General features: G+C 62.1%; 25 protein-coding genes. 12 read left to right on the forward strand and 13 right to left on the reverse strand.

Features of this window, described 5'->3' with window-relative positions; genetic code table 11:
- Positions 1-11: 11 nt before the first annotated feature.
- The 6 genes from P3C39_RS07655 (at position 12) to P3C39_RS07680 (ending at position 4,823) form a co-directional block, all read left to right on the forward strand.
- Positions 12-797, forward strand: a complete 786-nt coding sequence (locus tag P3C39_RS07655) for an ABC transporter substrate-binding protein (RefSeq protein ID WP_013531705.1) — start codon at positions 12-14, stop codon at positions 795-797.
- An 80-nt stretch (positions 798-877) separates the two neighbouring features.
- Positions 878-1,597 carry an ABC transporter permease gene (locus tag P3C39_RS07660; protein WP_024503306.1) on the forward strand — a complete coding sequence of 240 codons (720 nt, stop codon included), beginning with the start codon at positions 878-880 and terminating at the stop codon, positions 1,595-1,597.
- On the forward strand, positions 1,594-2,415 hold the full coding sequence (locus tag P3C39_RS07665) for an ABC transporter permease (RefSeq protein WP_024503307.1): 822 nt from the start codon (positions 1,594-1,596) through the stop codon (positions 2,413-2,415). Before P3C39_RS07660 ends, P3C39_RS07665 begins: the two co-directional genes overlap by 4 nt.
- A 112-nt stretch (positions 2,416-2,527) precedes the next feature.
- Complete coding sequence (locus P3C39_RS07670) at positions 2,528-3,397, forward strand: NAD(P)-dependent oxidoreductase (RefSeq protein WP_275953039.1); 870 nt, start codon at positions 2,528-2,530, stop codon at positions 3,395-3,397.
- 9 nt (positions 3,398-3,406) lie between these two features.
- Positions 3,407-4,111: a DNA alkylation repair protein gene (locus tag P3C39_RS07675; protein ID WP_275953040.1), complete on the forward strand. Its 705-nt coding sequence runs from the start codon at positions 3,407-3,409 to the stop codon at positions 4,109-4,111.
- Positions 4,112-4,148: 37 nt separating this feature from the next.
- Complete coding sequence (locus P3C39_RS07680) at positions 4,149-4,823, forward strand: DUF3299 domain-containing protein (RefSeq protein ID WP_275953041.1); 675 nt, start codon at positions 4,149-4,151, stop codon at positions 4,821-4,823.
- An 8-nt stretch (positions 4,824-4,831) separates the two neighbouring features.
- Here the strand turns inward: P3C39_RS07680 and P3C39_RS07685 are convergent, their stop codons facing one another.
- The 4 genes from P3C39_RS07685 to P3C39_RS07700 form a co-directional block, all read right to left on the reverse strand.
- Positions 4,832-5,323, reverse strand: a complete 492-nt coding sequence (locus tag P3C39_RS07685) for an Lrp/AsnC family transcriptional regulator (protein ID WP_006205209.1) — start codon at positions 5,321-5,323, stop codon at positions 4,832-4,834.
- 108 nt (positions 5,324-5,431) lie between these two features.
- Positions 5,432-6,049 carry a uracil-DNA glycosylase family protein gene (locus tag P3C39_RS07690; RefSeq protein ID WP_024503311.1) on the reverse strand — a complete coding sequence of 206 codons (618 nt, stop codon included), beginning with the start codon at positions 6,047-6,049 and terminating at the stop codon, positions 5,432-5,434.
- Positions 6,050-6,051: 2 nt separating this feature from the next.
- Positions 6,052-6,663 carry a glutathione S-transferase gene (locus tag P3C39_RS07695; RefSeq protein ID WP_027161586.1) on the reverse strand — a complete coding sequence of 204 codons (612 nt, stop codon included), beginning with the start codon at positions 6,661-6,663 and terminating at the stop codon, positions 6,052-6,054.
- Between the two features lie 43 nt (positions 6,664-6,706).
- Positions 6,707-7,327: a thermonuclease family protein gene (locus P3C39_RS07700; protein ID WP_063167987.1), complete on the reverse strand. Its 621-nt coding sequence runs from the start codon at positions 7,325-7,327 to the stop codon at positions 6,707-6,709.
- Positions 7,328-7,402: 75 nt separating this feature from the next.
- On the opposite strand from P3C39_RS07700, the gene P3C39_RS07705 reads away from it, so the two are divergent.
- Positions 7,403-8,923 carry a HAMP domain-containing sensor histidine kinase gene (locus tag P3C39_RS07705; protein WP_024503313.1) on the forward strand — a complete coding sequence of 507 codons (1,521 nt, stop codon included), beginning with the start codon at positions 7,403-7,405 and terminating at the stop codon, positions 8,921-8,923.
- An 11-nt stretch (positions 8,924-8,934) separates the two neighbouring features.
- Here the strand turns inward: P3C39_RS07705 and P3C39_RS07710 are convergent, their stop codons facing one another.
- Entirely contained in the window at positions 8,935-9,933 is a 999-nt protein-coding gene (locus P3C39_RS07710; protein WP_275953046.1) for a nicotinate-nucleotide--dimethylbenzimidazole phosphoribosyltransferase, read from the reverse strand.
- A 197-nt stretch (positions 9,934-10,130) separates the two neighbouring features.
- Here P3C39_RS07710 and P3C39_RS07715 point away from each other — a divergent pair, with 197 nt between their 5' ends.
- Both P3C39_RS07715 and P3C39_RS07720 read left to right on the forward strand, forming a co-directional pair.
- Positions 10,131-10,364, forward strand: coding sequence for a DUF1289 domain-containing protein (locus P3C39_RS07715; protein ID WP_275953047.1), 234 nt, complete (start codon positions 10,131-10,133; stop codon positions 10,362-10,364).
- 7 nt (positions 10,365-10,371) lie between these two features.
- Positions 10,372-11,076 carry a TIGR02281 family clan AA aspartic protease gene (locus P3C39_RS07720; protein WP_064993180.1) on the forward strand — a complete coding sequence of 235 codons (705 nt, stop codon included), beginning with the start codon at positions 10,372-10,374 and terminating at the stop codon, positions 11,074-11,076.
- A 10-nt stretch (positions 11,077-11,086) separates the two neighbouring features.
- Here P3C39_RS07720 and dusA read toward each other — a convergent pair whose 3' ends face one another.
- Positions 11,087-12,085: a tRNA dihydrouridine(20/20a) synthase DusA gene (gene dusA, locus P3C39_RS07725; protein WP_275953048.1), complete on the reverse strand. Its 999-nt coding sequence runs from the start codon at positions 12,083-12,085 to the stop codon at positions 11,087-11,089.
- A gap of 242 nt (positions 12,086-12,327) precedes the next feature.
- Positions 12,328-14,310, reverse strand: coding sequence for a BTAD domain-containing putative transcriptional regulator (locus tag P3C39_RS07730; RefSeq protein ID WP_275953049.1), 1,983 nt, complete (start codon positions 14,308-14,310; stop codon positions 12,328-12,330).
- 151 nt (positions 14,311-14,461) lie between these two features.
- On the opposite strand from P3C39_RS07730, the gene P3C39_RS07735 reads away from it, so the two are divergent.
- From P3C39_RS07735 to P3C39_RS07745, 3 genes are all read left to right on the forward strand, one after another.
- Positions 14,462-15,460, forward strand: a complete 999-nt coding sequence (locus P3C39_RS07735) for a DMT family transporter (RefSeq protein WP_275953050.1) — start codon at positions 14,462-14,464, stop codon at positions 15,458-15,460.
- An 84-nt stretch (positions 15,461-15,544) separates the two neighbouring features.
- Entirely contained in the window at positions 15,545-16,210 is a 666-nt protein-coding gene (locus P3C39_RS07740) for a hypothetical protein (RefSeq protein WP_275953051.1), read from the forward strand.
- A gap of 42 nt (positions 16,211-16,252) precedes the next feature.
- Entirely contained in the window at positions 16,253-17,059 is an 807-nt protein-coding gene (locus P3C39_RS07745; RefSeq protein ID WP_275953052.1) for a DUF1194 domain-containing protein, read from the forward strand.
- 110 nt (positions 17,060-17,169) lie between these two features.
- Here P3C39_RS07745 and P3C39_RS07750 read toward each other — a convergent pair whose 3' ends face one another.
- From P3C39_RS07750 to P3C39_RS07775, 6 genes are read right to left on the reverse strand one after another with little or no spacing between them, the layout of a single operon-like run.
- Positions 17,170-17,709: a DUF982 domain-containing protein gene (locus P3C39_RS07750; protein ID WP_275953053.1), complete on the reverse strand. Its 540-nt coding sequence runs from the start codon at positions 17,707-17,709 to the stop codon at positions 17,170-17,172.
- Complete coding sequence (locus P3C39_RS07755; protein ID WP_275953054.1) at positions 17,613-18,599, reverse strand: dipeptide ABC transporter ATP-binding protein; 987 nt, start codon at positions 18,597-18,599, stop codon at positions 17,613-17,615. Before P3C39_RS07755 ends, P3C39_RS07750 begins: the two co-directional genes overlap by 97 nt.
- Positions 18,600-18,607: 8 nt before the next feature.
- On the reverse strand, positions 18,608-19,567 hold the full coding sequence (locus P3C39_RS07760; RefSeq protein ID WP_024503324.1) for an ABC transporter ATP-binding protein: 960 nt from the start codon (positions 19,565-19,567) through the stop codon (positions 18,608-18,610).
- Positions 19,564-20,535, reverse strand: coding sequence for an ABC transporter permease (locus tag P3C39_RS07765; protein WP_275953055.1), 972 nt, complete (start codon positions 20,533-20,535; stop codon positions 19,564-19,566). Before P3C39_RS07765 ends, P3C39_RS07760 begins: the two co-directional genes overlap by 4 nt.
- Complete coding sequence (locus P3C39_RS07770; protein WP_275953056.1) at positions 20,535-21,551, reverse strand: ABC transporter permease; 1,017 nt, start codon at positions 21,549-21,551, stop codon at positions 20,535-20,537. The genes P3C39_RS07765 and P3C39_RS07770 overlap by 1 nt, the downstream gene beginning before the upstream one ends.
- Positions 21,552-21,590: 39 nt before the next feature.
- Entirely contained in the window at positions 21,591-23,252 is a 1,662-nt protein-coding gene (locus P3C39_RS07775) for an ABC transporter substrate-binding protein (RefSeq protein WP_024503325.1), read from the reverse strand.
- Positions 23,253-23,262 lie beyond the last annotated feature (10 nt).

The following is a 23,262-nucleotide window of genomic DNA, read 5'->3' on the forward strand; positions in this document are numbered from 1 at the left end:
AGAGGACCATCATGCGTATTTCACTGCGTATCGCGCTTGCCGCTTCGGCCGCGCTGCTGACGCTCGGCGTCGCCCAGGCCCAGGAAAAGACCCTGAGGATCGGCACCGAAGGCGCCTACCCGCCCTTCAACAACCTTACCGCCGATGGCCAGCTCGTGGGCTTCGACATCGACATCGCCAAGGCGCTTTGTGATGAGATGAAGGTCAAGTGCACCTTCGTCGCCCAGGATTGGGACGGCATCATTCCAGCCCTCCAGGCCGGTAAATTCGACGCCATCGTCGCCTCGATGTCGATCACGCCGGAGCGCAAGGAGAAGGTCGACTTCTCGAACAAATACTACAACACGCCCTCGGCGATCGCCGTGCCGAAGGACAGCACGCTGAAAGGCGTGACCAAGGAAGATCTCGCCGGCAAGACCATCGGCGTCGCCACCACCACCACGCATTTCAACTATGCCTCGAAGACCTACACCGACAGCACCGTGAAGGGCTATCCGAGCAGCCCCGAGGAGCAGGCCGATCTTGCCAATGGTCGCCTCGACGCCATCGAGGACGATATCGTCGTGCTGCAGCAGTTTCTGGACTCGCCTGACGGCGCCTGCTGCAAGATCCTCGGCCAACCTTCGCCGCAGCCGGTCGAGATTTTCGGGCCTGGTGCCGGCATTGCCGTACGCAAAGGCGAAACTGACCTGGTCAACAAGCTCAATTCGGCCATCGCCGCCATTCGCGCCAATGGAAAATACAAGGAAATCAACGACAAGTATTTCAAGTTCGACGTCTACGGCGCCGAGTCCTGATAAGCCAGGTCAAGACGGCGGGGAATTTCCCCGCCGTCTTTCTATTCGTCTTGGGAATGCCGTGGGGATAAGACCGGTCGATGCCAGCCCAGAGCATATGGACACTTCTCAGTTGGGGACCTGAAGGCTGGCTTGACGATATTGCCTATGGCGCACTGATCACCATTGCGCTGGCGCTTGCCACGCTGCCCATCGGATTGACGATCGGCTTTTTCATTGCACTCGCCAAGCAGTCCGAAGAACCGTCGCTGCGCCTTGCCGCCAACATCTACACCACGGTCTTTCGCGGCCTGCCGGAACTGGTCACGCTCTTCCTGTTCTTTTTCGGCATGCCGATCCTGCTGCAGCATCTCGTCAGGTATTTCCGGCCTGACGTCACCATCGACGTCAACAGCTTTGTCGCCGGCATGATCGTGCTTGCACTGATCTTCTCCTCCTATGCCAGTGAGGTTTTCCTTTCCGCCTTCCGCGCCATTCCCAAAGGCCAGTATGAGGGCGGCTACGCCATCGGTCTTTCGAACTGGCTGACCATGCGCAAGGTGATCGTGCCGCAACTGTTGCGCATCGCGTTTCCCGGACTGGAGAACTGCTGGCTCAGCCTGCTCAAGGACACGTCGCTGGTGTCGGTCGTCGGCCTGGCCGAGACGCTGCGCAATGCCAGCATTGCGGCCCGCGTCACCAAGCACGCTTTCCTGTTCTTCGGCGTCGCCTCGCTGGTCTTTCTTGGCCTTGCCGTCCTGTCGTCCTTCGCCACCAATGCGATCCTGCGCTCGCTTGGCCGGCGGGAGGCGCAGCGATGAGCGCCACGGCCACCATGGTCGAACGTCCGCCGCCACGGGCGCGCGGCTGGCCGCGCAGGCGTATCGCCGGTTACGCGCTGGTGGGCCTATGGATTTTGTTCGGTATCGGCATCGTCAGCTATCTCTTCCTTGCCTGGAATCCCGATTTCTTTGCCAAATATGCGCCGGCTTATCTGAGCGGGCTTGGGGTCACGCTGGCGCTGGTTTCCATATCGATGGTACTCGGCGCGATCCTGTCGGTGCCCGTCGCTTACGGGCGCATGTCCAGCAACCGGATCCTGTCCGGCCTCGCCTATTGCTACGTCTATTTCTTCCGCGGCACGCCGCTGCTGGTCCAGACTTATCTGGTCTACTACGGATTGGGTTCGTTCCGCGTCGAACTCCAGTCGGTCGGCCTCTGGGATTTTTTCAAGGACGCGTTCAATTGCGGCGTCTTTGCCTTTGCGCTCAACACGGCCGCCTACCAGGCGGAGATTCTGCGCGGCGCCATAGAGAGCGTGCCAAGAGGGCAATGGGAAGGGGCGGCCTCGCTTGGCCTGCATAAGCTGCAGACGTTGCGCAAGATCATCCTGCCGCAAGCCCTGATCGTTGCCTTGCGGCCCTATGGCAATGAACTGATCCTGATGGTCAAGGCGTCCGCCATCGTCGCCATCATCACGGTCTATGATCTGATGGGCAATGCCAAGCTCGCCTTCGCCAACTCGTTCGACATCCAGGCCTATATCTGGGTCGCCCTCGTCTATCTGGTGATGGTCGAGATCTTGCGGCATGGCGTCGAATGGATCGAGCGCCGGATCACCGTTCACCTGAAACGCTGACGATTTTCAATTCGGCTGCACCAGTCGATCAGGCTATACGCGTCTTGACGAATTGAGCGCAGAGCCTAGAGCTTTCGCAGCAAATTCCGTTTCCATTCTGAAGGGCAAGCTCATGGCATCTGTTGCATTTCTCGGTCTTGGCGTGATGGGCTATCCGATGGCCGGACACTTGAAGGACAAGGGCGGCCATGACGTCACCGTCTACAACCGCACCAAGGCCAAGGCCGAGCAATGGGTTGGCCAGCATGGCGGTAGCCTTGCGGCGGCCCCCGCGCAGGCCGCCGAGGGCAAGGATTTTGTGTTCTCCTGCGTCGGCAATGACGACGATCTGCGTTCGGTGACGACCGGTCCGGAAGGCGCCTTCAAATCGATGAAGAAGGGTTCGGTCTTCATCGACAACACCACCGCCTCGGCCGAGGTCGCTCGCGAGTTGGCAGCGGCGGCGCAAGCCGGCGGGTTTTCGTTTCTCGACGCGCCGGTCTCGGGCGGCCAGGCCGGCGCCGAGAACGGCGTGCTGACCGTGATGGTTGGCGGCGAGCAGGACGCTTTCGACAAAGCGAAGCCTGTCATCGACGCTTTTGCCCGCATGGTCGGCTTGATGGGGTCGGCCGGTGCCGGCCAGCTCACCAAAATGATCAACCAGATCACCATCGCCGGCCTCGTCCAGGGCCTGGCCGAAGGCATCCATTTCGGCAAGAAGGCCGGGCTCGACATCGAGAAGGTGATCGAGGTGATTTCCAAGGGCGCCGCGGGCTCCTGGCAGATGGAGAACCGCCACAAGACGATGAACGCCGGCAAATATGATTTCGGCTTCGCCGTCGACTGGATGCGCAAGGATCTCGGCATCTGCCTGGCCGAGGCCGACCGCAATGGCGCCAGACTGCCGGTCACCGCACTCGTCGACCAGTTCTACAAGGATGTGCAGGCGATGGGCGGCAAGCGCTGGGACACGTCCTCGCTGCTCGCCCGTCTCGAAAAATAGGTCTCTGCCGTGGCAGAGCTCTCGCCTCAATCCAGTGCCGCGGAAATCGTCGCCCATCTTCGCGCCATCGGATCCGAGCAGAACCGCCTCGGCATGTTGCGCTACGGCATCAAGATCGACCGTGCACTTGGCATCTCGCACGGCATGCAGCGGCAGATCGCGCGGACGATCAAACGCAACCACGAGCGCGCCTTCGAGCTATGGGACAGCGGCATCATGGAGGCGCAGTTCATTGCCTCCGTCACAGCTGACCCGAAACGGTTTTCTGCTGAAGATGCAAGGCGATGGGCGGCTAGTTTCGACTCCTGGGACATCGTCGACGGCGTCTCGGATCTCTTTGTCGATACGGACGCCTGGAAAGAACTGATCGCCGAGTTTGCGGCCGACGAGCGGGAGTTCGTTCGGCGCACGGCCTTCGCCATGATGGCCTGGTCTGTCGTCCACCGGAAGCAGGAGCCAGGGGCGACCTTCCTCTCCTTCCTGCCGATCATCGAAGTGTATGCCGCCGACAGCCGCAATTTCGTGAAGAAAGCCGTTAACTGGGCGCTTCGGTCGATCGGCAAACGATCGATGGACATGCACGGTGCCGCACTGGCTGTCGCCGAACGGCTGGCGCAGTCGACCGACAAGACGGCGCGCTGGATCGGCAAGGACGCCGTAAGGGAGCTGACCAATGCCAAGACGCTCGCGCGGATCGCCGCCAGGAAAGGCTGACGGCGCGCGTTCCGCCATGTCAGGATCTCGCCGACATGTGAAGTGGCTGCCGACATGTGATGCGCCTCGAGCGTTGACGTCTTTGGCAGCGGCGTCTTTACTTGAGGCTCAAAGGAAGCGGCCGATGAGCAATCCTCTAAAATCAACCCTGGCGCTCGCTGCCGCTTTGTTTGTGTCCGCTGCCGCCGATGCCTCGGCCGAGACTGCGCACATATTCTGGAAGGATCTGCGTCCGGCTACGCAATCCGCCGCCGAAAACGTCGGGCTGCCGATGATCGCGGCAAAATTGCCCGACCATGGCGAAACGCTGTCCGTCAATCTTCAGGACAAAAGCATTCAGCTAGCCGGCTACGCATTGCCGGTCGATCGCGACGGTGATCTTGTCTACCAGTTCCTGCTGGTACCCTGGACGGGTGCCTGCAGTCACATGCCGACGCCGCCGCCCAACCAGATTGTCTTGGTTACGCCGGCCCGTCCCTACAAGATGTCCGAGGCCTATCAGCCTGTAGCGGTCACCGGCGCGCTGAAGCCGGACATGGAGAAGAGCCAGCTGTTCATCCTCGACGGCGTCAGCATCATCCAGTCTGGCTACAGCGTGCGCAAGGCAGATGTGGTGAGCGTCGAGACCGTGCCGGATACGATCACGCTGCCGGTGAACTCACCCTGGAGTTTCCTCAACAAAAGAAGAACTAAGCGGGATGACTTTATGTGACGTTCAGCTCAGGCAGCGTTGGCACCCGATTCCTTGTCCAGAACCATGTAGTCGAGCGGGATTTCGGTCGTGTACTTGATCTGCTCCATGGCGAAGGACGACGACACATCACGGATTTCGATCTTGGCGATCAGCCGTTTGTAGAAGGCGTCATAGGCGGCGATGTCGGGCACCACGACGCGCAGGAGATAATCGACGTCGCCGCTCATGCGGTAGAACTCGACCACCTCGGGAAACTCCTGGATGACTTCCGAGAAACGCCGCAGCCATTCATGGCTATGCGAATTGGTGCGGATCGACACGAAGACGGTGACGCGCACATTGACCTTTTCATGGTCGAGAATGGCAACGCGCCGCTTGATGACGCCCTCTTCCTCGAGCTTCTGGATGCGTCTCCAGCAAGGCGTCGTCGACAGCCCGACTTTCTTGGCGACATCGGCGACCGCGAGTGTCGCGTCCTCCTGCAAGAGGCGGAGAATTTTTCTATCGAGGCGATCCATATCGTGCTCCCAAGGGAATAGAATGCCTATACTCTGCCTTATCCAGGCCTTTCACAAGAAAGAAATTCTGCTGATCGGGCAAAAAGCGAGTGATTTCTTGCTGAAAGGTCAGCCGAGGCGATAGCGGATTTCCGAACGCAGAAAAGGTAGCAAATCCATTTCAAACCACGGATTCTTCTTCAGCCAGCCCGTGTTGCGCCACGAGGGATGCGGCAGCGGCAGCACTTTCGGACCGATGGAATTCTCCCAGATGGAGCGCCAGTCCATGACCGTTTCCGTCAGTGAGGGCCGGCGCGCCGCACCCATGTGCCAGGACTGCGCGTAGATACCGATCGTCAGCACCAGATCGATCCGTGGCATAGAGGCCATCAAAGGTGCGCGCCAGGCCGCCGCGCATTCGCGCCTCGGCGGCAGATCTCCCCCCTTGGCATCCTGGCCGGGAAAGCAGAAGCCCATCGGGACGATGGCGAATTTTTCGATGTCGTAGAATTCGTCGCTCGTCACGCCAAGCCAGCTGCGCAGGCGGTCGCCGGAAGCGTCGGTGAACGGCATGCCCGACAGATGCACTTTGGTGCCGGGCGCCTGGCTGGCGATCAGGATCCGGGCGGTGGATGATGGGCGCAGCACTGGTCGCGGCTCATGCGGCAACGGCTTGCCGGCCGGATTTTCCACGCAGATGCGGCAGGCGCGGACCCTGGCGACGAGGTTTTCGAGTTCGGCAGTCATTCTCAGGCTGATGCGCTCGGCCGGCTGGAAACGGCTTGATGCCAGCGCAACACATTCGCGCACTCATCCGGTACCTTGATGCGTGCCGGCTTCATGAAATCGACAGCGATCAGGCCGGTGATGTCGGCGATCGAATAGCTGTCACCGGCGATGAACTCCCGGCTGCCCAGTTCGCCGTCCAGCAGCCTGAGGAACGCCACGGCCTTCGGCTTGTTGGCCTCACCCCATTCAGGGACCTGCGGGATTTCCCATTCCTTCATGGCCGGATGGATGTGCCGGAAGGCCTGCGTGACGCAGCTGAGCAAATTGAACTCCATCCGCCTCTGCCACATCTCGACCTGCGCCTTGCCGAGTGCGCCACGCCCGAACAAAGCGGGCTCCGGATGCAGTTCCTCGAAATAGCGGCAGATGGCGACGGATTCGGTGATGACGGTGCCGTCGTCGAGTTCCAGCACCGGCAGACGCTGCAAGGGGTTGCGTGAGCTGACCGCCTGTTGCCTGTGTTCCAACGCGCCCATATCGATGGGCACCTGCGGAACCTCGATGCCTTTCTCGGCCAGGAAAACGCGGACCCGCCTTGGATTGGGCGCCCGGCCACCGTCGAAGAGCTTCATTCCATCCTCCTGTTCGTCCTCGGTTCCAGTTCCAGGATGCGCATCACCAGAAGCGAAAAATCTCGCGCACGGCATCGCCGATCGACGCCAGTGTGCCGTGCTTCTTCTCGACGACTTCGCCGTGATGGCTGTCTCGCCAATTCTGCGGCTGATCGAACGTTCCCGCCCAGATGCCGGCCTTTGCCGCGCGGGCGATGGCTTCCTCGCTCTCGAAGTCGCCATAGGCAACCGCCCAGCCCGCCTCGACCTGCGCGCGGTTGAGATCCTTGCCGCCGGCGGTGCAGTCGCCGAGCAGCCGGCCATAACGATCACGCTGCCAGCCGGTACAAGAGACGGGCTTGCCGGCGATCAGGCGAACGAGCGACTGACGCGCAAGCGTGCCGCAGGAATAGTCCGCGCCGTTCTTGCGGCAGGTCTGCGTATATTCCGGAGCATCGATGCCGCGCATGCGGATACGCTCGGTGCCAAGCGTGATCGAATCGCCGTCGTTGATGATTGCCACGCCTTGCGTCTTGCGTGTCTCCACCCGGTCGAGGCGGGCCGCCAGCAGGATCAGCAGTCCGAGGATGATGACGGCAAGCCCGTAATCCACCAGCCGGCGCCACAGGCTTCTGGGGCGCGCAACGTATCGCCGGCGCGGCCTCGGCGACCATGAACGGCTCATATGGCAAACGGTTGGTTAATCATTCGAACGTAGCTTAACACTTGGAAACCGCTGCTCGCATAAATTGAAGTTTTGATGCCCTTGCAACGCTCGAACACAGCGGACAAGTTCATTGTGGACCGCAGGAAACGCCATCGCAACAGCGATGTCGCGCGCGCGGTGCGCAAGACGCGTGACCGTCTTTCGCAGCAGGCCGGCAATCCCGATTTCGATCGCGAACTGCTGAAGCTGCATGCCCGAGCGATGACAAGCGGCGCCATCGCCATCCCGCTTCTCGTGCTGGCGATTGCCGCGGGTGGCCGGCTGGCCGGAATCGGCAATGAGATCGGGCTTTGGGCGCTGTTCACGCTAACCTGCTACACTATCGTTGCCTTCATGGCGCGGCGCATCGAGCGCACTGAAGCTTCCGAGCTCAACCCTTTGCAAGCACGGCGGGAATTCCTGATCGGCCATTTCCTGTGCGGTCTCGGCTGGGCTTGGTTCGTGTGGCTTGGCTGCAGCGTCTGCGAGGTCGATCCGTTCCACATCGTCAAGGCCGTGGTGCTGTTGTTCGCCATGGCGGCGACCGCGGTGATGACCTCGTCTCTGCGGGGCGCGCTGCTGGCGACCTTTGCCGTTCCCGTGGCGCTCTACGCCTATGCCGGCGCCAAGCTATGGATGCCGGTCGAGGCGATCATGGCCGCGCTGCTGGTCGTGTCGCTGCCGTTTTTCGCCTATGTGGCCCGTCATCTGAACCACTCGTCCCTGATGATGCTGTCGTTCCGCTCCGAAAAGGATGCGCTGATCGCCGAACTGGAGACGGCGAAATCGATGTCGGACGAAGCGCGGCGGCGGGCCGAGGACGCTAATCTGGCGAAATCGCGGTTCCTCGCCTCGATGAGCCACGAATTGCGCACGCCGCTCAACGCCATTCTCGGTTTTTCCGAGGTGATGTCGAACGAGGTGCTGGGACCGATGAGCAATCCCACCTATCGTGACTACGCCCATGACGTGCACGAATCCGGCCAGCATCTGCTCGACCTGATCAACGAGATTCTCGACCTGTCACGCATCGAGGCCGGCCGCTACCAGCTCAATGAAGAGCCGGTGATGCTGCTTGGTATCGTCGAGGACTGCTGTCACATGATGGAGTTGAGAGCGCGCAACAAGGATATCCGTGTCGTCCAGGATTTCGAGCACGAGCTGCCTCGGCTGTTCGCCGATGAACGGGCCGTGCGGCAGATCACGCTCAACCTTCTGTCGAACGCGATAAAATTCACCGCCACCGGCGGCGAAATCCGCGTCCGTGTCGGTTGGACGGCGGGCGGCGGACAATACATTTCGATCAAGGACAATGGCCCGGGCATACCGGAAGATGAGATCCCGATCGTGCTTTCCGCCTTCGGCCAGGGCTCCATCGCCATCAAGAGCGCCGAGCAAGGCACCGGGCTTGGCCTGCCGATCGTGCAAGGGCTGCTCGCAATGCATGGCGGCGAGTTCGAACTTCATTCCAAGCTGCGCGAAGGCACCGAGGCGATCGCCATCTTCCCGCTGAGCCGGGTGATGGAGGAATTGCCAGCACTGCCGACCGCGGCGGTGGCGGCTCGACGGCGGTAATACCTCAAGCCCTAACCGCGTACCGCCGCAGCCATGCCCGAACTGGTCAGCGCGGCGGCCTTGACCAGACCCGCGGCAAGGGCGGCCCCTGCCCCTTCGCCATGGCTGATGCCCAGATCAAGCAACGGGCGCAGCCCGAGCCGTTGGGCGGCGCGTGCATGCGCGGGTTCCGGCGAAAGGCTGGCCAGCAGGCAATGGTCGAGCGCGGCGGGATTGACGCCATGCAGTACCGCTGCGGCTGCCGTCGCCGCCAATCCGTCGAGCAGCACCGGAATCTTCTGCATCCGCGCGGCAAGGATGGCGCCGGCGATCGCTGCGAATTCCCGGCCGCCGACCCGGCGCAGCGCCTCGAGCGGGTCGCCGAGATGGCCGTCATGAAAAGCCAGCGCCGCATCGACCACGTCGGCTTTGCGTGCCTGCATCGCCGCATCGGCGCCTGACCCCGGGCCGACCCAATCGGCGCCCCTGCCCCCGAACAGCGCCGCAAACAGGGTGGCGGCGACGGTGGAGTTGCCGACGCCGAGATCGCCGAGACACAAAAGGTCGGTGCCGCCGGCGATCGCTTCCATGCCGAAGGCCATGGTGGCGGCACAGCCACGCTCGTCCAGCGCGGCCTCTTCGGTGATGTCGGCGGTCGGGATGTGCAGGGCAAGATCGAAAACCTTAAGCCCGAGATCGTAGGCAATGCAGATCTGGTTGATTGCGGCACCTCCGGCGGCGCAAAGTTCGACCGCGTTGGCGGTCGCCGCCACCGGCCGTGGCGAAATGCCGTGGCGCGTGACGCCGTGATTGCCGGCAAAGACCGCCATCAGCGGTCTTGTCACCGCGGGCGGAGCCCGCCCGCTCCAGGTGGCCAGCCAGGCGGCGATGTCTTCGATGCGGCCAAGCGAATTGCCTGGTTTGTCGGCCTTGGCAAACAGCGTGCGCACGCGGGTCTCGGCTGCAGTGTCGGCCGCCGGCAGATTGGCCAACAAGTTGCGAAAATCGTCGAAAGGCTGTGCGCTGGTCATCTTGTTATCGATCATTCCCTGGAGTTGGTAAGCGGCATAGCCGCCTTGCGGGGTTGGCACAACCTCTGGGATGATGGGCCTGGATTTGCCGCAAAGCCGGCCCCGCAGGGCGCAATCGCGAGGGCTTGCATTGGCTTTGCCGTTGCACCATGTGGAGGTGGAACAAGGGATTGCGGATGGAAGCCCAAGAGAAAGTCATGACGGCCATCGAATCCCCGTGCATCCTGGTCTGCTCGATCGACATGAAAACCGGCTTCTGTTTCGGGTGCGGCCGCACGCGCGAGGAAATCGGCGCCTGGATCGGGATGACGCCGGAAACGCGCCGCAGCATCATGGCTGAATTGCCGGCCCGGCTGGAAACGGTCGAGCGCCGGCCGCGCCGGGAAACGCGCCGCACCCGCATGGCGCGCGAACGCGACGCGCTGTCGTGAGGTGCGGATGAGCCGGTTGTTCTGGATATTGATGGCCGCGATCGGGGTGGGAGCAGTCCTGCTCATGCTCAACGATTCCGCCGGCAGCACCCTCGGCGTGGAGAACAACGATTTCAGCCGGCTGATCTGGCTCGGCGCCTTTGGCGCCCTTATCGGCGCCGGCCTGCTTCGCTCGGGCCGACCCCTGGGCGCCATGGCCCGCAACTTAGGCGCCTGGGCGGCCATCGCGCTCGCGCTGATCGCCGGTTACCAGTATCGCTACGAACTGCAGGATGTCGCCAGCCGGGTGACCGCGGGCCTTGTTCCCGGCAGTCCGCTTGCGCTTGGCGTCGAGGACGGCCACGCCACGGTGACGCTCGACAAGGCGGACAACGGCCATTTCGAAGCGCGCATCCTGATCAACGGCAACCCGGTCCGGGCCGTGGTGGATACCGGCGCGACCAGCACCGTGCTGACGTCCGAAGACGCACAAGCCGCCGGATTCAATCCAGCGGCGCTCAACTACACCATACCGGTTTCGACCGCCAACGGCATGGCACGCGCCGCGGCCGTGAAAACCGATCAGATTGCGATCGGCGGCATCACGCGCAGGGATATGTCGGTGATGATCGCCGCACCCGGCATGCTCAGCCAGAGCCTGCTCGGCATGAACTTCATCGGTTCATTGTCGGGTTTTGACGTGCGCGGCGACCGCATGATCCTCAGGGACTGATCCCCGAATCTCAAGCCGCTTCGGCTGCCGCTCCGCCGAGCTCGACGGCCGCGAAAGCCGCCTTCAGCACGTCCGGGCCGGCGCCGGGTTTTGTCGCGTCGGTGGACAGGATCTGCCGGTAGCGGCGCGCGCCGGACAAGCCATGGAACAGTCCGACCATGTGGCGGGTGACATGTCCAAGCCGCCCACCCTGCTCGATATGACGTGCCGCATAGTCCGCCATCGTATCGATCAGCGCGGCGAAATCGAACGGCTCGGACTGGACGCCGTAGAAAGCGGCATCGACGCCAGCCAGAATGCCGGGCGTGTGGTAAGCGGCGCGGCCAAGCATGGCGCCATCGACATGGTCGAGATGCGCCAACGCCTCTTCGATCGTCTGAATGCCGCCATTGATGCCAATGAATTCGTTAGGTTTTCTAGCCTTCAGCCGATAAACCCTGTTGTAGTCGAGCGGCGGGATGTCACGGTTTTCCTTGGGGCTCAGCCCTTCCAGCCACGCCTTGCGCGCATGCACCCACAATGCGTCGGCGCCGGCGTCGAAAACTCCATCCGCCAACGCATCGAGGGCCGGCTCCGGATCCTGCTCGTCGACGCCGATGCGGCATTTGACGGTCACGGGAATTGTCACCGCCGCCTTCATCGCCGCGACACAGCCGGCAACGAGGTCCGGCACCTTCATCAGGCAGGCGCCGAACGTGCCCGACTGGACGCGGTCTGACGGACAGCCGACATTGAGGTTGATCTCGTCATAGCCAAAGGCCTCGCCGATGCGCGCCGCCTCGGCAAGTTTTTCGCGATCCGAGCCGCCGAGCTGCAGCGCGACCGGATGTTCTGACGCATCGAAGCCGAGCAGCCGCTCGCGTGCGCCATGGATGACGGCGTCGGCCACCACCATCTCGGTGTAAAGCAGCGCATGGCTCGACAGCTGGCGGTGGAAGAACCGGCAATGCCGGTCCGTCCAGTCCATCATCGGTGCTATGGCTACCCTAAACCTTTGATAATCTTTCATGCTTCATAACTTCGACAGGTTGGATCGCGTCGTACGGGCTCTATCACGCGCCATGATAGGCCCAAGCCGCAAATCGGCGGATGACTGGCCGGCGCGACGGCGTGGGGCGTCGAATACCTCAATCGCAGGGTAGCGTATAGGTCGACCTGGCCGGAATTGCCAACGCGTCGCCTGCTTTCGATGCCTGGGCGGAGGACGGAACCCTCCAGCTTCGTATGACGGTGTCTGCGCCAACGATGTGGCTAGGAACTGGGAAGGCCAGCCCTCGACAGCATCTCAAGGAACCGGGAATGATGATGATCCTTTACATAGCGCGGCACAAAGCCAGGGCAGACGTTGCTCAGATTGAGATGCGGAAGTTGTGACAGACAATGGTGGATGGCCCGGGACGCTTCTTCGTTGTTTCCGGTGGCCGACGCGGTCGCGGCCCAATAAAGGGCGCCGCGAACGAAGCCAGGCTTTGTCCTGACCACTTTGCGGGCGGCTTCGAGCGCCCGCTGGTTGTCTCCGCCAGCGAAGAGCGCCACAACCAGGCCGTGGTGGCGCCAGAAGTCGATGACATCGTGCGTTCCGAGCCGGATTGCTTCGTTGGCCTCACGCACCGCTTCGTCGACCTGTCCGCGCAACGCAAAGAGCATCGAAATATCGCCGTGGCCAGTCGGGTAGCTTGGGTTGAGGCTGATCGCGTGGCGGCATTCGGCGATCGCCTCGTCGATGCGACCGCAACTTTCGAGAGCGAACGACAGAATACATCGGGCAATTTCATCGTCCGGTACCGCCCGTACTGCGGCTTCCGCAAGCTCGACCGCACGCTCGATCACCCCACGCTCCCGAGGCAGCGCACCAAACGCCACGCCCATGGATATCACGATCGAGAGCGTCCGCTTTGCACGGGCATTGTCGGGACCTATCGAGAAGGCCCTCTCGGCAAGCTCTATCCCGACCAAAAGTGAGTCCCGAGTCATCTCAAAATATTTCATGAGGGCTTCGTTCACCAGCCTGCGCACTTCAGGGATCCCTGGCGGGCTTTTGTCTCGAACCTTCCAGTTGGTCAGTTGAAGTTCGAGGATCACGGCAAGAACAACAGATTGTGCGATCCTGTCCTGGAATTCGAGCGCGTTCTCGGAGTGGCCGTCGAACTTCTGGGCCCAGACGTGGTGGCCGCCGGCGGCATCGACGAGCTGGACATTCACCCTCAACCCATTGCCGGATCTCTGGACGCTGCCGCTGAGCATATATCGCGCCCGGAGTATCCCTGGTGTCTTGGCTTCTTCGCCTGGGCCGCTCTTCTCGGGCGGAAGCGCGGCGAGCACGACATAGTCGGCCACTTCGGAGAGGGCTGTCGTGATGTCCTGGACAAGTCCCTTTGCGAAGAAGTCGTCGCCTTGCTTTCCGGTCAGATTGACGAAGTCGGCAACGCTGATGGACGGACGCCCAAGGCGCTGGCTGGACGGAACACCATTTGTCGACTGCACATTTGAAGCGTCGTCGGCGGCGAGCAACAGAGATTGCCAAAGCGCCCGCGTTTCAGGGCCGGCTTCGACGCCGAACTCCTTCTTCAGCATGCTTCTGCAAGCTTCGTATGTCCTGATTGCCCTGTCGCGTTGGCCACATGCGAGCAGCAATTCCATCTTGAGCCGATAGGATTCCTCCCGTGTCGGTTCCATGGTCAGAATACGATCGGCCAGGATCAGCCCGGCATCGGGGTCGACGAGACGGGCCAGTTTTTCGAAGGACTCAAGCGCGCGGCCGAGCAGCCTGTCGCGTTCCGATGTGATCCAGTCATCGAACGTATTGCTTCCCAGATAAAGCCCGTCGAGGAAGGGCCCGGTGTAGTTCGCCAAGGCCTTCGCGAGGTCCTGGGCGGAACGGGCCGAGAGACCCGTTTCGAACTTCTCCGCGTCGACTTGAACCAGCTCTGGCCTCAGGGCGATCAACTCACCGCTGGAATGGATGAGATCCACCCCCTCTCGCGCCAGATCCTGGCGCAGGACACTGAGGGCCTGCCGAAGGCTGTTGCGCGAATGTTCAGCGTCGCTGTCGCCCCATAGGAGGTCAGCCAGCCTCTCCCGCGTCGCCGCCATGCCCGGACACCGGGCCAGATAGGCGATGATTGCCGGCCCTCGTTTCCCGGTCAGCCGAAGCGGGCCGGCCGTTTCATTTTCAATCCGGAAACCGCCGAAGAGTGAGATTCTATTTGCAGCGCCGCTGTCCTCACTTTGCATTTGCTATCCCAGCCTGACGAAATCCTAACTCAAAACTAACGCTTCGCAACAGTCGGCCTTCGCGCTCAAGCGCTGCCGTAACGGCAGGCTGTTTAGGCTTTGCTAAATTAAGGCGACCAAGTCAACGAAAGGCTTGGTTCGAGGGGGGCGCGTGTCCAAGACAAGAGCCAATTTGCTGCTGCTGTTTGCAGCCGCTTTGTGGGGCTTCGGCAATGTCTCGCAAAAGATGGTGCTTGTGCATCTCGACGCGCTGAGTGCCGTGGGTCTGCGATGCCTGATCGGCGGGCTGCTTGTGCTGCCCTTTGTCTTCATGGAGAAGCGGCTTCCGCTCGGGCCGGACTATTTTTCCAGCTTGGCCAAGGTGGGCGCACTGTTTGCCATCTCCATCACGCTCCAGCAGCTTTGCTATCTCGGGGCCTCCGTCACCAATGCGAGCTTCCTGGTAAGCACGGCAACGGTAATGACACCGCTGGCCGCCTGGTTTCTCGTAGGCGAACGTCCGACAGCGAGTCTTACAATCGCCGCCGGATTGACCCTTGTTGGAGCCCTGCTGTTGTCGGATGGGATAGCCGGGTTCAGCAGTGGCGATCTTACCGCTGTGCTCTCGGCTGCCTGCTATGCGCTCTGGGCAGTCGAGCTGGGCCGGCACATGCAGGTGCATGCGCGGCCGTTCACCGCTGCCGCGACACAGTTCTTCGGCGCCGCAGCCTTCGCCCTGCCGCTCGGTGCAATGCAAGGCAATCTGTCGCTGGCCGGCGCATTCGCAGCCGGCCCGGAACTGGCCATCCTCGGCGTGTTCTCCACTGCGATTGCCTTCGGCATACAGACGGTTGCCCTCCGCTTTACGCCGGCCAGCCACGCCGCCGTGATCGTCAGCGCAGAAAGCGTTTTCGGGGCGCTGGGCGCGGCAATCTTTCTCGGCGAGCGGAGCTCGTCCGCGAGCGTCTTGGGTGCCGGCATCATCCTGGGTGCGATCCTGTCCGTTGCAATGTCGAACCGGGCGCTGCAGGCACGCACGTCCTCGCGAACCGCTTCGGTCCAACCCTTCGACGCGGCCCCTGCCTTTGCAACTGCGTCCGCAAATCGGGCGGGCGATCGTCATCCCAACAATTCAGGTCCAGTGGAGGAATGTGATGGCCCTTGCCGGTGATGCGAAACGTATTCCAGACCCGGCCGGACTTGTCGCGGGGGCGCAGTGATGGATGCGCGGACAATCCTTCTTCCGGTCGCACATATGGTATCGGCGCTTCGCGCCCGCATGAAAGGACCGGGTGGCTACTACAACAGCGGCAATGCGCTCGGCCTCATTGTCGGTCTGGCGATCCAGATTGCCACCGCGCCGGTCGGCCTGCATGAAGGAAGCAGCGTCACCATGGCGGTGATCGAATATTTCGCTGGCAGCCATGGCACTGTTGCGCTGACCTTGACCACCCTGGTCTTCTTCTGGGGCGGCGAGGCCTATCACCGGGCCTGGGCAAGGCCGGATGCTCCCGATCCCGCCCTCAACCGTCTGGGCGACTTCCTGTCGGGCCTGGGTGCGATTGGGCTCGGCATTGCCCTGTTGCTGCTCGGCGATCCATTGCTTGCGGCGACCTCCGGCCTGCTGCATGCGCTGGGCAAATTCGGCAGCACCTTTCACAGGCCCGGCACGCCAATTCCGATCTGGCCGGCCGCTTGGCCCGATCCGTTCCGCAGTGCGGTGCTCGCCAGCCGGTTGCCGGCAATGCTGGCGACGACAGTGGCCCTCGCCCGCGCTTTGCCTGAGGTCTGGTGGAGCGGCTCGTTCGCGGCCCTCGCCATGCCACTGACCTTGCTCGGCTGTTATCTCTTGTGGACCAAGGCCGATCTGCTGCTCTTCGGCGTGGGCACCAAGGCCACCCGCCAGATTTCCACATGTTGAACCCGCTTTTTGAAACGACCGGATGTCGAGATGGAGAATGACATGTTTGGCAGTGTGTATCATCAGGACGCCGGCCCCCCACCCTTTCGCGAACGGGTGCGGATGACAGGCTGGGGCAGTCTCCTGACGCCGGCCGGTTCAATCTCGAGAATGACAGGAATACTTGCAGCTTCGCTGTTTTGGGGGGTCTCTGCCCATGCCGCGAACGTTGACGTCGCCATCGTGTTCGCGGTCGACTTTTCGTCATCCATCGATCCGAAGATCGCCGATATGCAACGCGAGGGACATGCCGCGGCACTCACCTCGCCAGAGATCATCGCCGCCATCAGCCGGAATTATGTTGGTTGCATCGGCGTTGCCTATTTTGAGTGGTCGAGCCCCGGACACGCGCGCGTCGTGCTGCCGTGGACAAGCATCTGCGGACTGGAAGATGCCGAAGCGGCGGCTGCGGTGATCAGCAGGAAAGGCGATACCGGCTTCATCCGCAGAGGGCGTGGCGGAACATCCGTCTCCTCGGCTATCGACATCGGCAGTCTCCTGCTCGACCAGTTCCCGGGAAAGGCCGCAAAGAAAGTCATCGATATCTCCTCCAATGGCGAGAACAACGACGGGCTTCCCGTCCAGCCGAGCAGGTCGAACGCCATAGCCAAGGGATATACGATCAATGCCATCGCCATCCCGACGGAGGATGAGAATCCCGACCAACCTCTGGCATCCTATTTTGCCAAATCGGTCATTGGCGGTTCCCAGGCCTTCGTCATGACGCCGAAGGGGCCAGACGACTACACCATGGCGCTTCGCCGCAAGCTCGTGACTGAAGTAAGCATGAACGACGACCGTCCGCTGTGAAAGTGCGCCATGTAGGACGAACTTTCGAGGCCCCATCCCGGAGCGCATTGCACAACGAGATCCCCGCGCCGCTGCAGCGCGAGACCTTGTAGGACCGTCAGGACAACAGCCTATCGCCGCAATGCGTGCACGCTTGCCTTGCCTTCGCCGCCTACCGGCAAAGCCATGTCATCGTCGAGAAGGCGCGTGATGCGGGCAAAGCCGGTGAACGCTTTCCTTGCTTCCTCGGCCGACATCTGGCCCGACAAGGCGGCCGAGCAACAGTTCAGCGCGCACTGATAAACCGGACCGCGCCGTCCCGTTGGCCATTTCCGCAAGAACATCATGGCTTCGGCAACACTATCGATTTCTTCCGCAGGGTGTCCTTGCCCGTGCGAAATCCGCACGGGCGAAAAGAAATGCAATTGATCCATCGTTTCCTCCCGGTCGACCGCAATGCGCTCGATCGAACCCCACCAAACGCACCAACAGCCGGTTGGTTCCAGCCAAAAAATGGAATTTTTTGAGAAATCTGTCAGGCGAAGGCGATCACCTGTGCGGTGGTGAGTGTCGCCTACATCGTCGGAAAGTGGCAGGCGACTTTGCGACCGGGTCGGTATTCCCGCAACTGCGGCCGCTCCGAACGGCAGCGCTCCGCCGCGATCGGGCATCGGGGATGGAAACGGCAGCCGGTTGGAGGGTTCAGAGGGCTCGGTACGTCGCCGGTGAGGATGATGCGCTTGCGCGTCCCGCTGGGCGTCGTCTCCACGATAGGAACCGCCGAGATCAGCGCCTGGCTATAGGGATGGGCCGGTGCTGCAAACACTTCTTCCGCCGGCCCTTCTTCGACGATCGAGCCGAGATACATGACCGCTATGCGGGTTGAAACCTGACGTACCACCGACAGGTCGTGGGCGATGAAGATGTAAGTGAGATTGAGCTTCTCCTGCAGATCGGCAAGCAGGTTGACGATTTGCGCCTGCACCGACACGTCGAGCGCGGAGACGGGTTCGTCGAGGACCACGAGGTCCGGGTTCAATGCAATAGCCCGCGCGATGCCGACACGCTGGCGTTGCCCGCCGGAAAATTCGTGCGGAAACCGCATGACGTGATCCGGCAGCAGGCCGACAAGGTCGAACAGTTCCGCCACGCGTCTGGTGATCTCGCTCGACGAGAGCCTGCCATGGATGCGCAGCGGCTCGGCCACCAGGTCGCCGACGCGCCGGCGCGGATTGAGCGATGCCGACGGATCCTGGAAAACCATTTGCAAGCGGCGCCGGAGCGGCCTGAGTTCGGACAGCGACTTCGAGGTGATATCGTTGCCTTCGAACAGAAGCTCGCCGTCCGATATGTCGTAGAGCCTCACCAGGCAGCGCGCCAGCGTGGACTTGCCGCATCCGGATTCGCCGACCAGGCCGACCGTCTCGCCGCGCCACACGGTCAGGGAAACATTGTCGACCGCATGAACGGTTCGCTTGCCTTCGGCGGAAAAACGGCTGCCGATGGAAAAGCGCTTGCCCAGCGAACGCGTCTCGATAATGGGGCGGCTCTTGTCGGTCATCGATCCCCTCATGCCTGTGCCACCCTGAAGCACGCCGCGGCATGAGTGCCGCTCCCGAGGTCGGGTTTGCCGGCCTCGCAGGGCTCATAGTGAACCGGGCACCGCGGACCGAACGCACAGCCCTGCGGCAATCGCAGCAATGACGGCGGCGAACCGGGAATGGCCGGCAGGCGGCGTGGTTTTTCGCCGGTCAGCGGCGGGATCGAACCGAGCAGAGCGCGCGTATAGGGGTGTCGCGGATCGGAAAACAGCTCCGCGCGACTGCCGCGCTCCACCACGCGGCCGGCATACATGACCATGACCCGGTCGGCGAGTTCGGAGACCACGCCCATGTCATGCGTGATGAAGACCACCGCCGACTTGTGCGTCGCGCGCAGCTTGCGCACCAGATCGAGAATGCCGGCCTGTACGGTGACGTCGAGCGCCGTGGTCGGTTCGTCAGCCACCAGCAACGCCGGATTGCAGGACAAAGCCATTGCGATCACCGCCCGTTGACGCATGCCGCCGGACAGTTGGTGCGGGTAGCGCGACATCGCCTCGTGCGGGTTCGGAAAATTCACCTCGGCCAGCAATTCCTCCACGCGCTCCATCGCCTTGGACTTGCTGATGTTGCGATGCGCGCGGATCTGTTCGGCGATCTGCCAGCCGATCGTGTAGACAGGTGTCAACGCGGTCATCGGATCCTGGAAGATCATCGCGATCTCGTTGCCGCGCAGCCGCCTCAGTTCGCGCGCGGGCAGTCCCACCAGTTCGCGGCCCTTGTAACGGATCGAGCCTTCGATGGTGGCGTTGGGATCGGTGATCAGACCCATGACGGCCAGCAGCGACACGGTCTTGCCGGAACCGGACTCACCGACGACGCCGAGGATCTCGCTCTCCTCGAGGTCGAAGGAAACGCCATCGATGGCCCGCACCAGGCCATCATTTGTGCGGAAGGATACTTTGAGGTCGCGCACCGACAGTATCATGATGTCCTCAGGCGCGGATCGAGAAGGATGTAGACGAAATCGACGACCGCATTGGCAACAACCACGAACATCGAAGCGTACATCACCGTTGCCATGATCATCGGCAGATCGAGATTCTGCAGCGCGTCATAAGTGAGCTTGCCGATGCCGTGCAGCCCGAACACCACCTCCGTCAGCAGGGCCGAGCCTCCGACCAGCGCACCGAAATCCAGGCCGAACAAGGTGACGAAGGCGATGAGCGACTTGCGCAAGGCATGGCGCAGCAGGATGCGGGTCTCCGACAGGCCCTTGGCCCGGGCCGTACGGATATAGTCCTCCTGCAGGGATTCGATGATCGCCGCGCGCAGCACGCGCCCATAAATGCCGATGTAGAGAATGGACAGCGTGATCCACGGAATGACCAGGGTCAGGAACCAGCCCTTTGGATCGTCGGAGAAGTTCTTGTAGCCGAGCGGCGGCACCCAGGAGAACGCCCAGCTGTCGTGGTAGCGGCTCTGGGTGATCAGGTTCATCACCTCGCCCAGCCAGTACACCGGCATCGAAATACCGAGCAGCCCTAGCGCCATCAGCAGCTTATCCAGCCAGCTGCCGCGCGTGGCGGCGGCGGCGATGCCGATGATGATGGAGACGACCACCCACAGGATCGCCGCTCCGAACACCAGCGAGAGCGTGACCGGGATCGAATCCATGACCGCCGGCACCACCTTCCAGCCACGATTGACGAAGGAGGTCAGATCGCCGGTGACGAAGATCTTCTCCATCATCGTCACATATTGCACGTAGAGCGGCCGGTCGAAGCCGAAGCTGTGGCGTACCGCCTCCAGCACTTCGGGCGATGCATTGCGGCCGGCGATGCGCGCCGCCGGATCGGAGCCCGGCGTTGCGAAGAAAATCAGGAAGACGATGACCGAGATGCCGAACATCACGAACAGCATCTGGCCGAACCGGCGCAGGATTGCGTAGATCATCAGTCGCGCCCCAGCCGAACCTTGGAGCGCGGGTCGAGCGCGTCGCGCAGACCGTCGCCGAAGACATTGAGCGCCATGACGGAAACCGCGATCGCCAGGCCCGGCACCAGCGCCACCAGTGGCCTGGTGTAGAGCAGCGCCTGTCCGTCCTGGATAATGGTGCCCCAGCTCGCGGCCGGCGGCTGCACGCCGATCGAAAGGAAGGAAAGGGCCGATTCCGTCAGCATGTTCAGCGCCATCATCAGCGGCACGAAGACGATGAGCGTGGTGGTGACGTTGGGCAGGATGTCGCGCCACAGGATGCGCCATCCCGGTACGCCCAGATTGATCGCGGCGAGCACGAATTCGCTTTTGCGCAGTGCCAGAACCTGCCCGCGTATCGGACGAGCCACATAGGGCACGTAGACGATACCGATGATGATGACAGGCAGCCACAGACTGCCGGACTCGATCTGGATCGGTCCTATCGTGATGCCATGCGCGATGGTGACGATGGAGAGCGAAATCGCCAGCAGATAAATGGGGAACGCCCACAGTATGTCGAGGAAGCGCGACAGCACCGTGTCGGTGACGCCGCCGAAATAGCCGGCGATCAATCCCGCCGCCGTGCCCAGGATCAGGGTGAAGATGGTGGCTGCTCCGGAGATCAGCAACGAGCTCAGCCCGCCATAGAGCATCCTGGCCATGACATCGCGCCCCTGGCTGTCGGCGCCGAGGAAGTAATTGCCCAGCCGCCAGGTCGGGCCGAGCGGTGTGTAGCCAAGCCCGAGCCCCTCCGTCGACTGTTCCATCACCGGAACGTCGACGCCGTCGATCTGGATGACGGCGTCGAGCGTCGAGGCGAAGGGGTCCACGCCGGCCCATTTCGCATAAAGAGGCGCACTGAGGCAGGCAAGGACGATGAGGAGGAACACGGCCAGCGACGCCATGGCAGTCCTGTCCCTTGCCAGCTTCGCAAACGCGACGGCCCAGGGCCCTCGCGTCTTGCGCGGCGCGGCGACAGCTACGTTCGACACGGACGTGCCCCTCCGCGGTTCGTTACTGCACCCAGGCCATTACTGTACCCAGGATTGGGTGATCATCCAGTTGAACTGCCTGTTGAACTTGAAATTGCCAAGACGTTTGCTGACGAAGTCTAGCCGCTTCGGCGTGAAGAGGCCGACCGCAGGTGCCTTGTCGGTGACTTGCCTGTCGATTTCAGCCCACATTTTATCGGCGGCTTTCTGATCGGTGACGCCGAGGTCCAATGCCTTTTGCATCTTGGCGTCGATTTCCTTGTCGCAGAAGCCGGCGATGTTGATCGAGGCGTCCGAACCTTCGCGGAAGGAGGCGCAGCTGAACAGGATGTTCAGGAAGTCCGAAGCCGCCGGATAGTCCTTGTACCACTGGGTGACGGACATCTGCACCTTGTTGTTGGTGTTCTGGATATAGGTGAACTGGATGTTCGACGAGATCGGCTTGACGTCGGCGACATAGCCGATGCTGGTCAGCACGCTCTGGAGATAGACGCCGATGGAGCGCGAAATGGCAGTGTCCTCGACGATGATCGTCACCTTCTGGCCCTTGGTGCCGGAGTCCTCGACGAGCTGCTTTGCCTTGTCGAGGTCGGGGGCCGACCATTTGGCGCCCGGATTCTTGGTGAAGGGGCAATAGTCTTCGTGGCCGGGGAAGTCCGGAGGCAGGACCTGGCAGACCGGCGAAGCCAGCACCTTGCCGCCGAACAGCTTGACCAGCGTGTTGCGATCGATCGCATAGGCAACGGCCTGGCGGGCTTTTTCGTTGTCGAAGGGTGCGAGACGGTTGTTCAACGGCGCGTACCACCAAGCCGAAAGCGGTGAGATGTGCAACTGGTCCATGGACTTGCTGCCCAGTTCGCCCAGGCGGTCGCTCGGCAGAGCGTCGAACATCCAGTCCGCTTCGCCGTTCTGGATCGCGGTGACGGCTGCCTCTTCGGACAGGCCGAAATCATATTGGACGACATCCGGATAGCCGTCCGGCTGGGCTTCTTCGCTCCACTGCTTGAAATTGGGGTTGCGGGAAACCGTCATGCCCTTGTTCGGGTCGAAGGCGGAGATCATGTACGCGCCGGTGCTGGGAATGGGCTTGGAACCCATGTCTTCAGCGGGCGTGTCCGCCGGCAGGACCACGGCATGCGGCAAGGCAAGCTTGTAGAGCAGCTCGGCATCCGGCTTGGTGATGTTGATGGTGATGGTGCCGGCCGCTTCGTCGCCGACAACGCCGCCTTCCAGCGTGCAGCTCTTGGTGTCGGCCAGGCATTTGTCGGCCCCGACGATGCCGGCATAGAACGTGCCGGAGGTGGGTCCGGAAACCTTGAATATGCGCTGGAAAGAAGCGACGACGTCCTTTACGCCAAGATCCTGGCCGCTGGAGAACTTGATGCCCTTGCGCAGCTTGAAGGTGAAGGTCTTGCCGTCATTGCTGACCTGCGGCAGGGCCTCGGCCAGATCGGGGACGATGGTGAAACCGTCCATGCCCTCGGCCTTGCGGAAGGCCACCAGGCCGTCATAGATCGGCTGGTACATCTGCCAGCCCTGGTCCGTGTAATTGATGTGCGGATCGAGCGTTCCCGCCGCGGAGCGGGCCAGCAGGCGGATGGTGCCGCCTCGGTGCTCCTTGAGATATTCGGCCTGTGCCGGGGCCAGCCATGTACCGGCCAGCAATGCCGCGGCTGTTGCCGCCAGAAGCAGTTTCTTCATGTCTTGATTC

The organism is Mesorhizobium sp. XAP4 (assembly GCF_029269325.1).
Classification (GTDB): Bacteria; Pseudomonadota; Alphaproteobacteria; order Rhizobiales; family Rhizobiaceae; genus Mesorhizobium; species Mesorhizobium ciceri.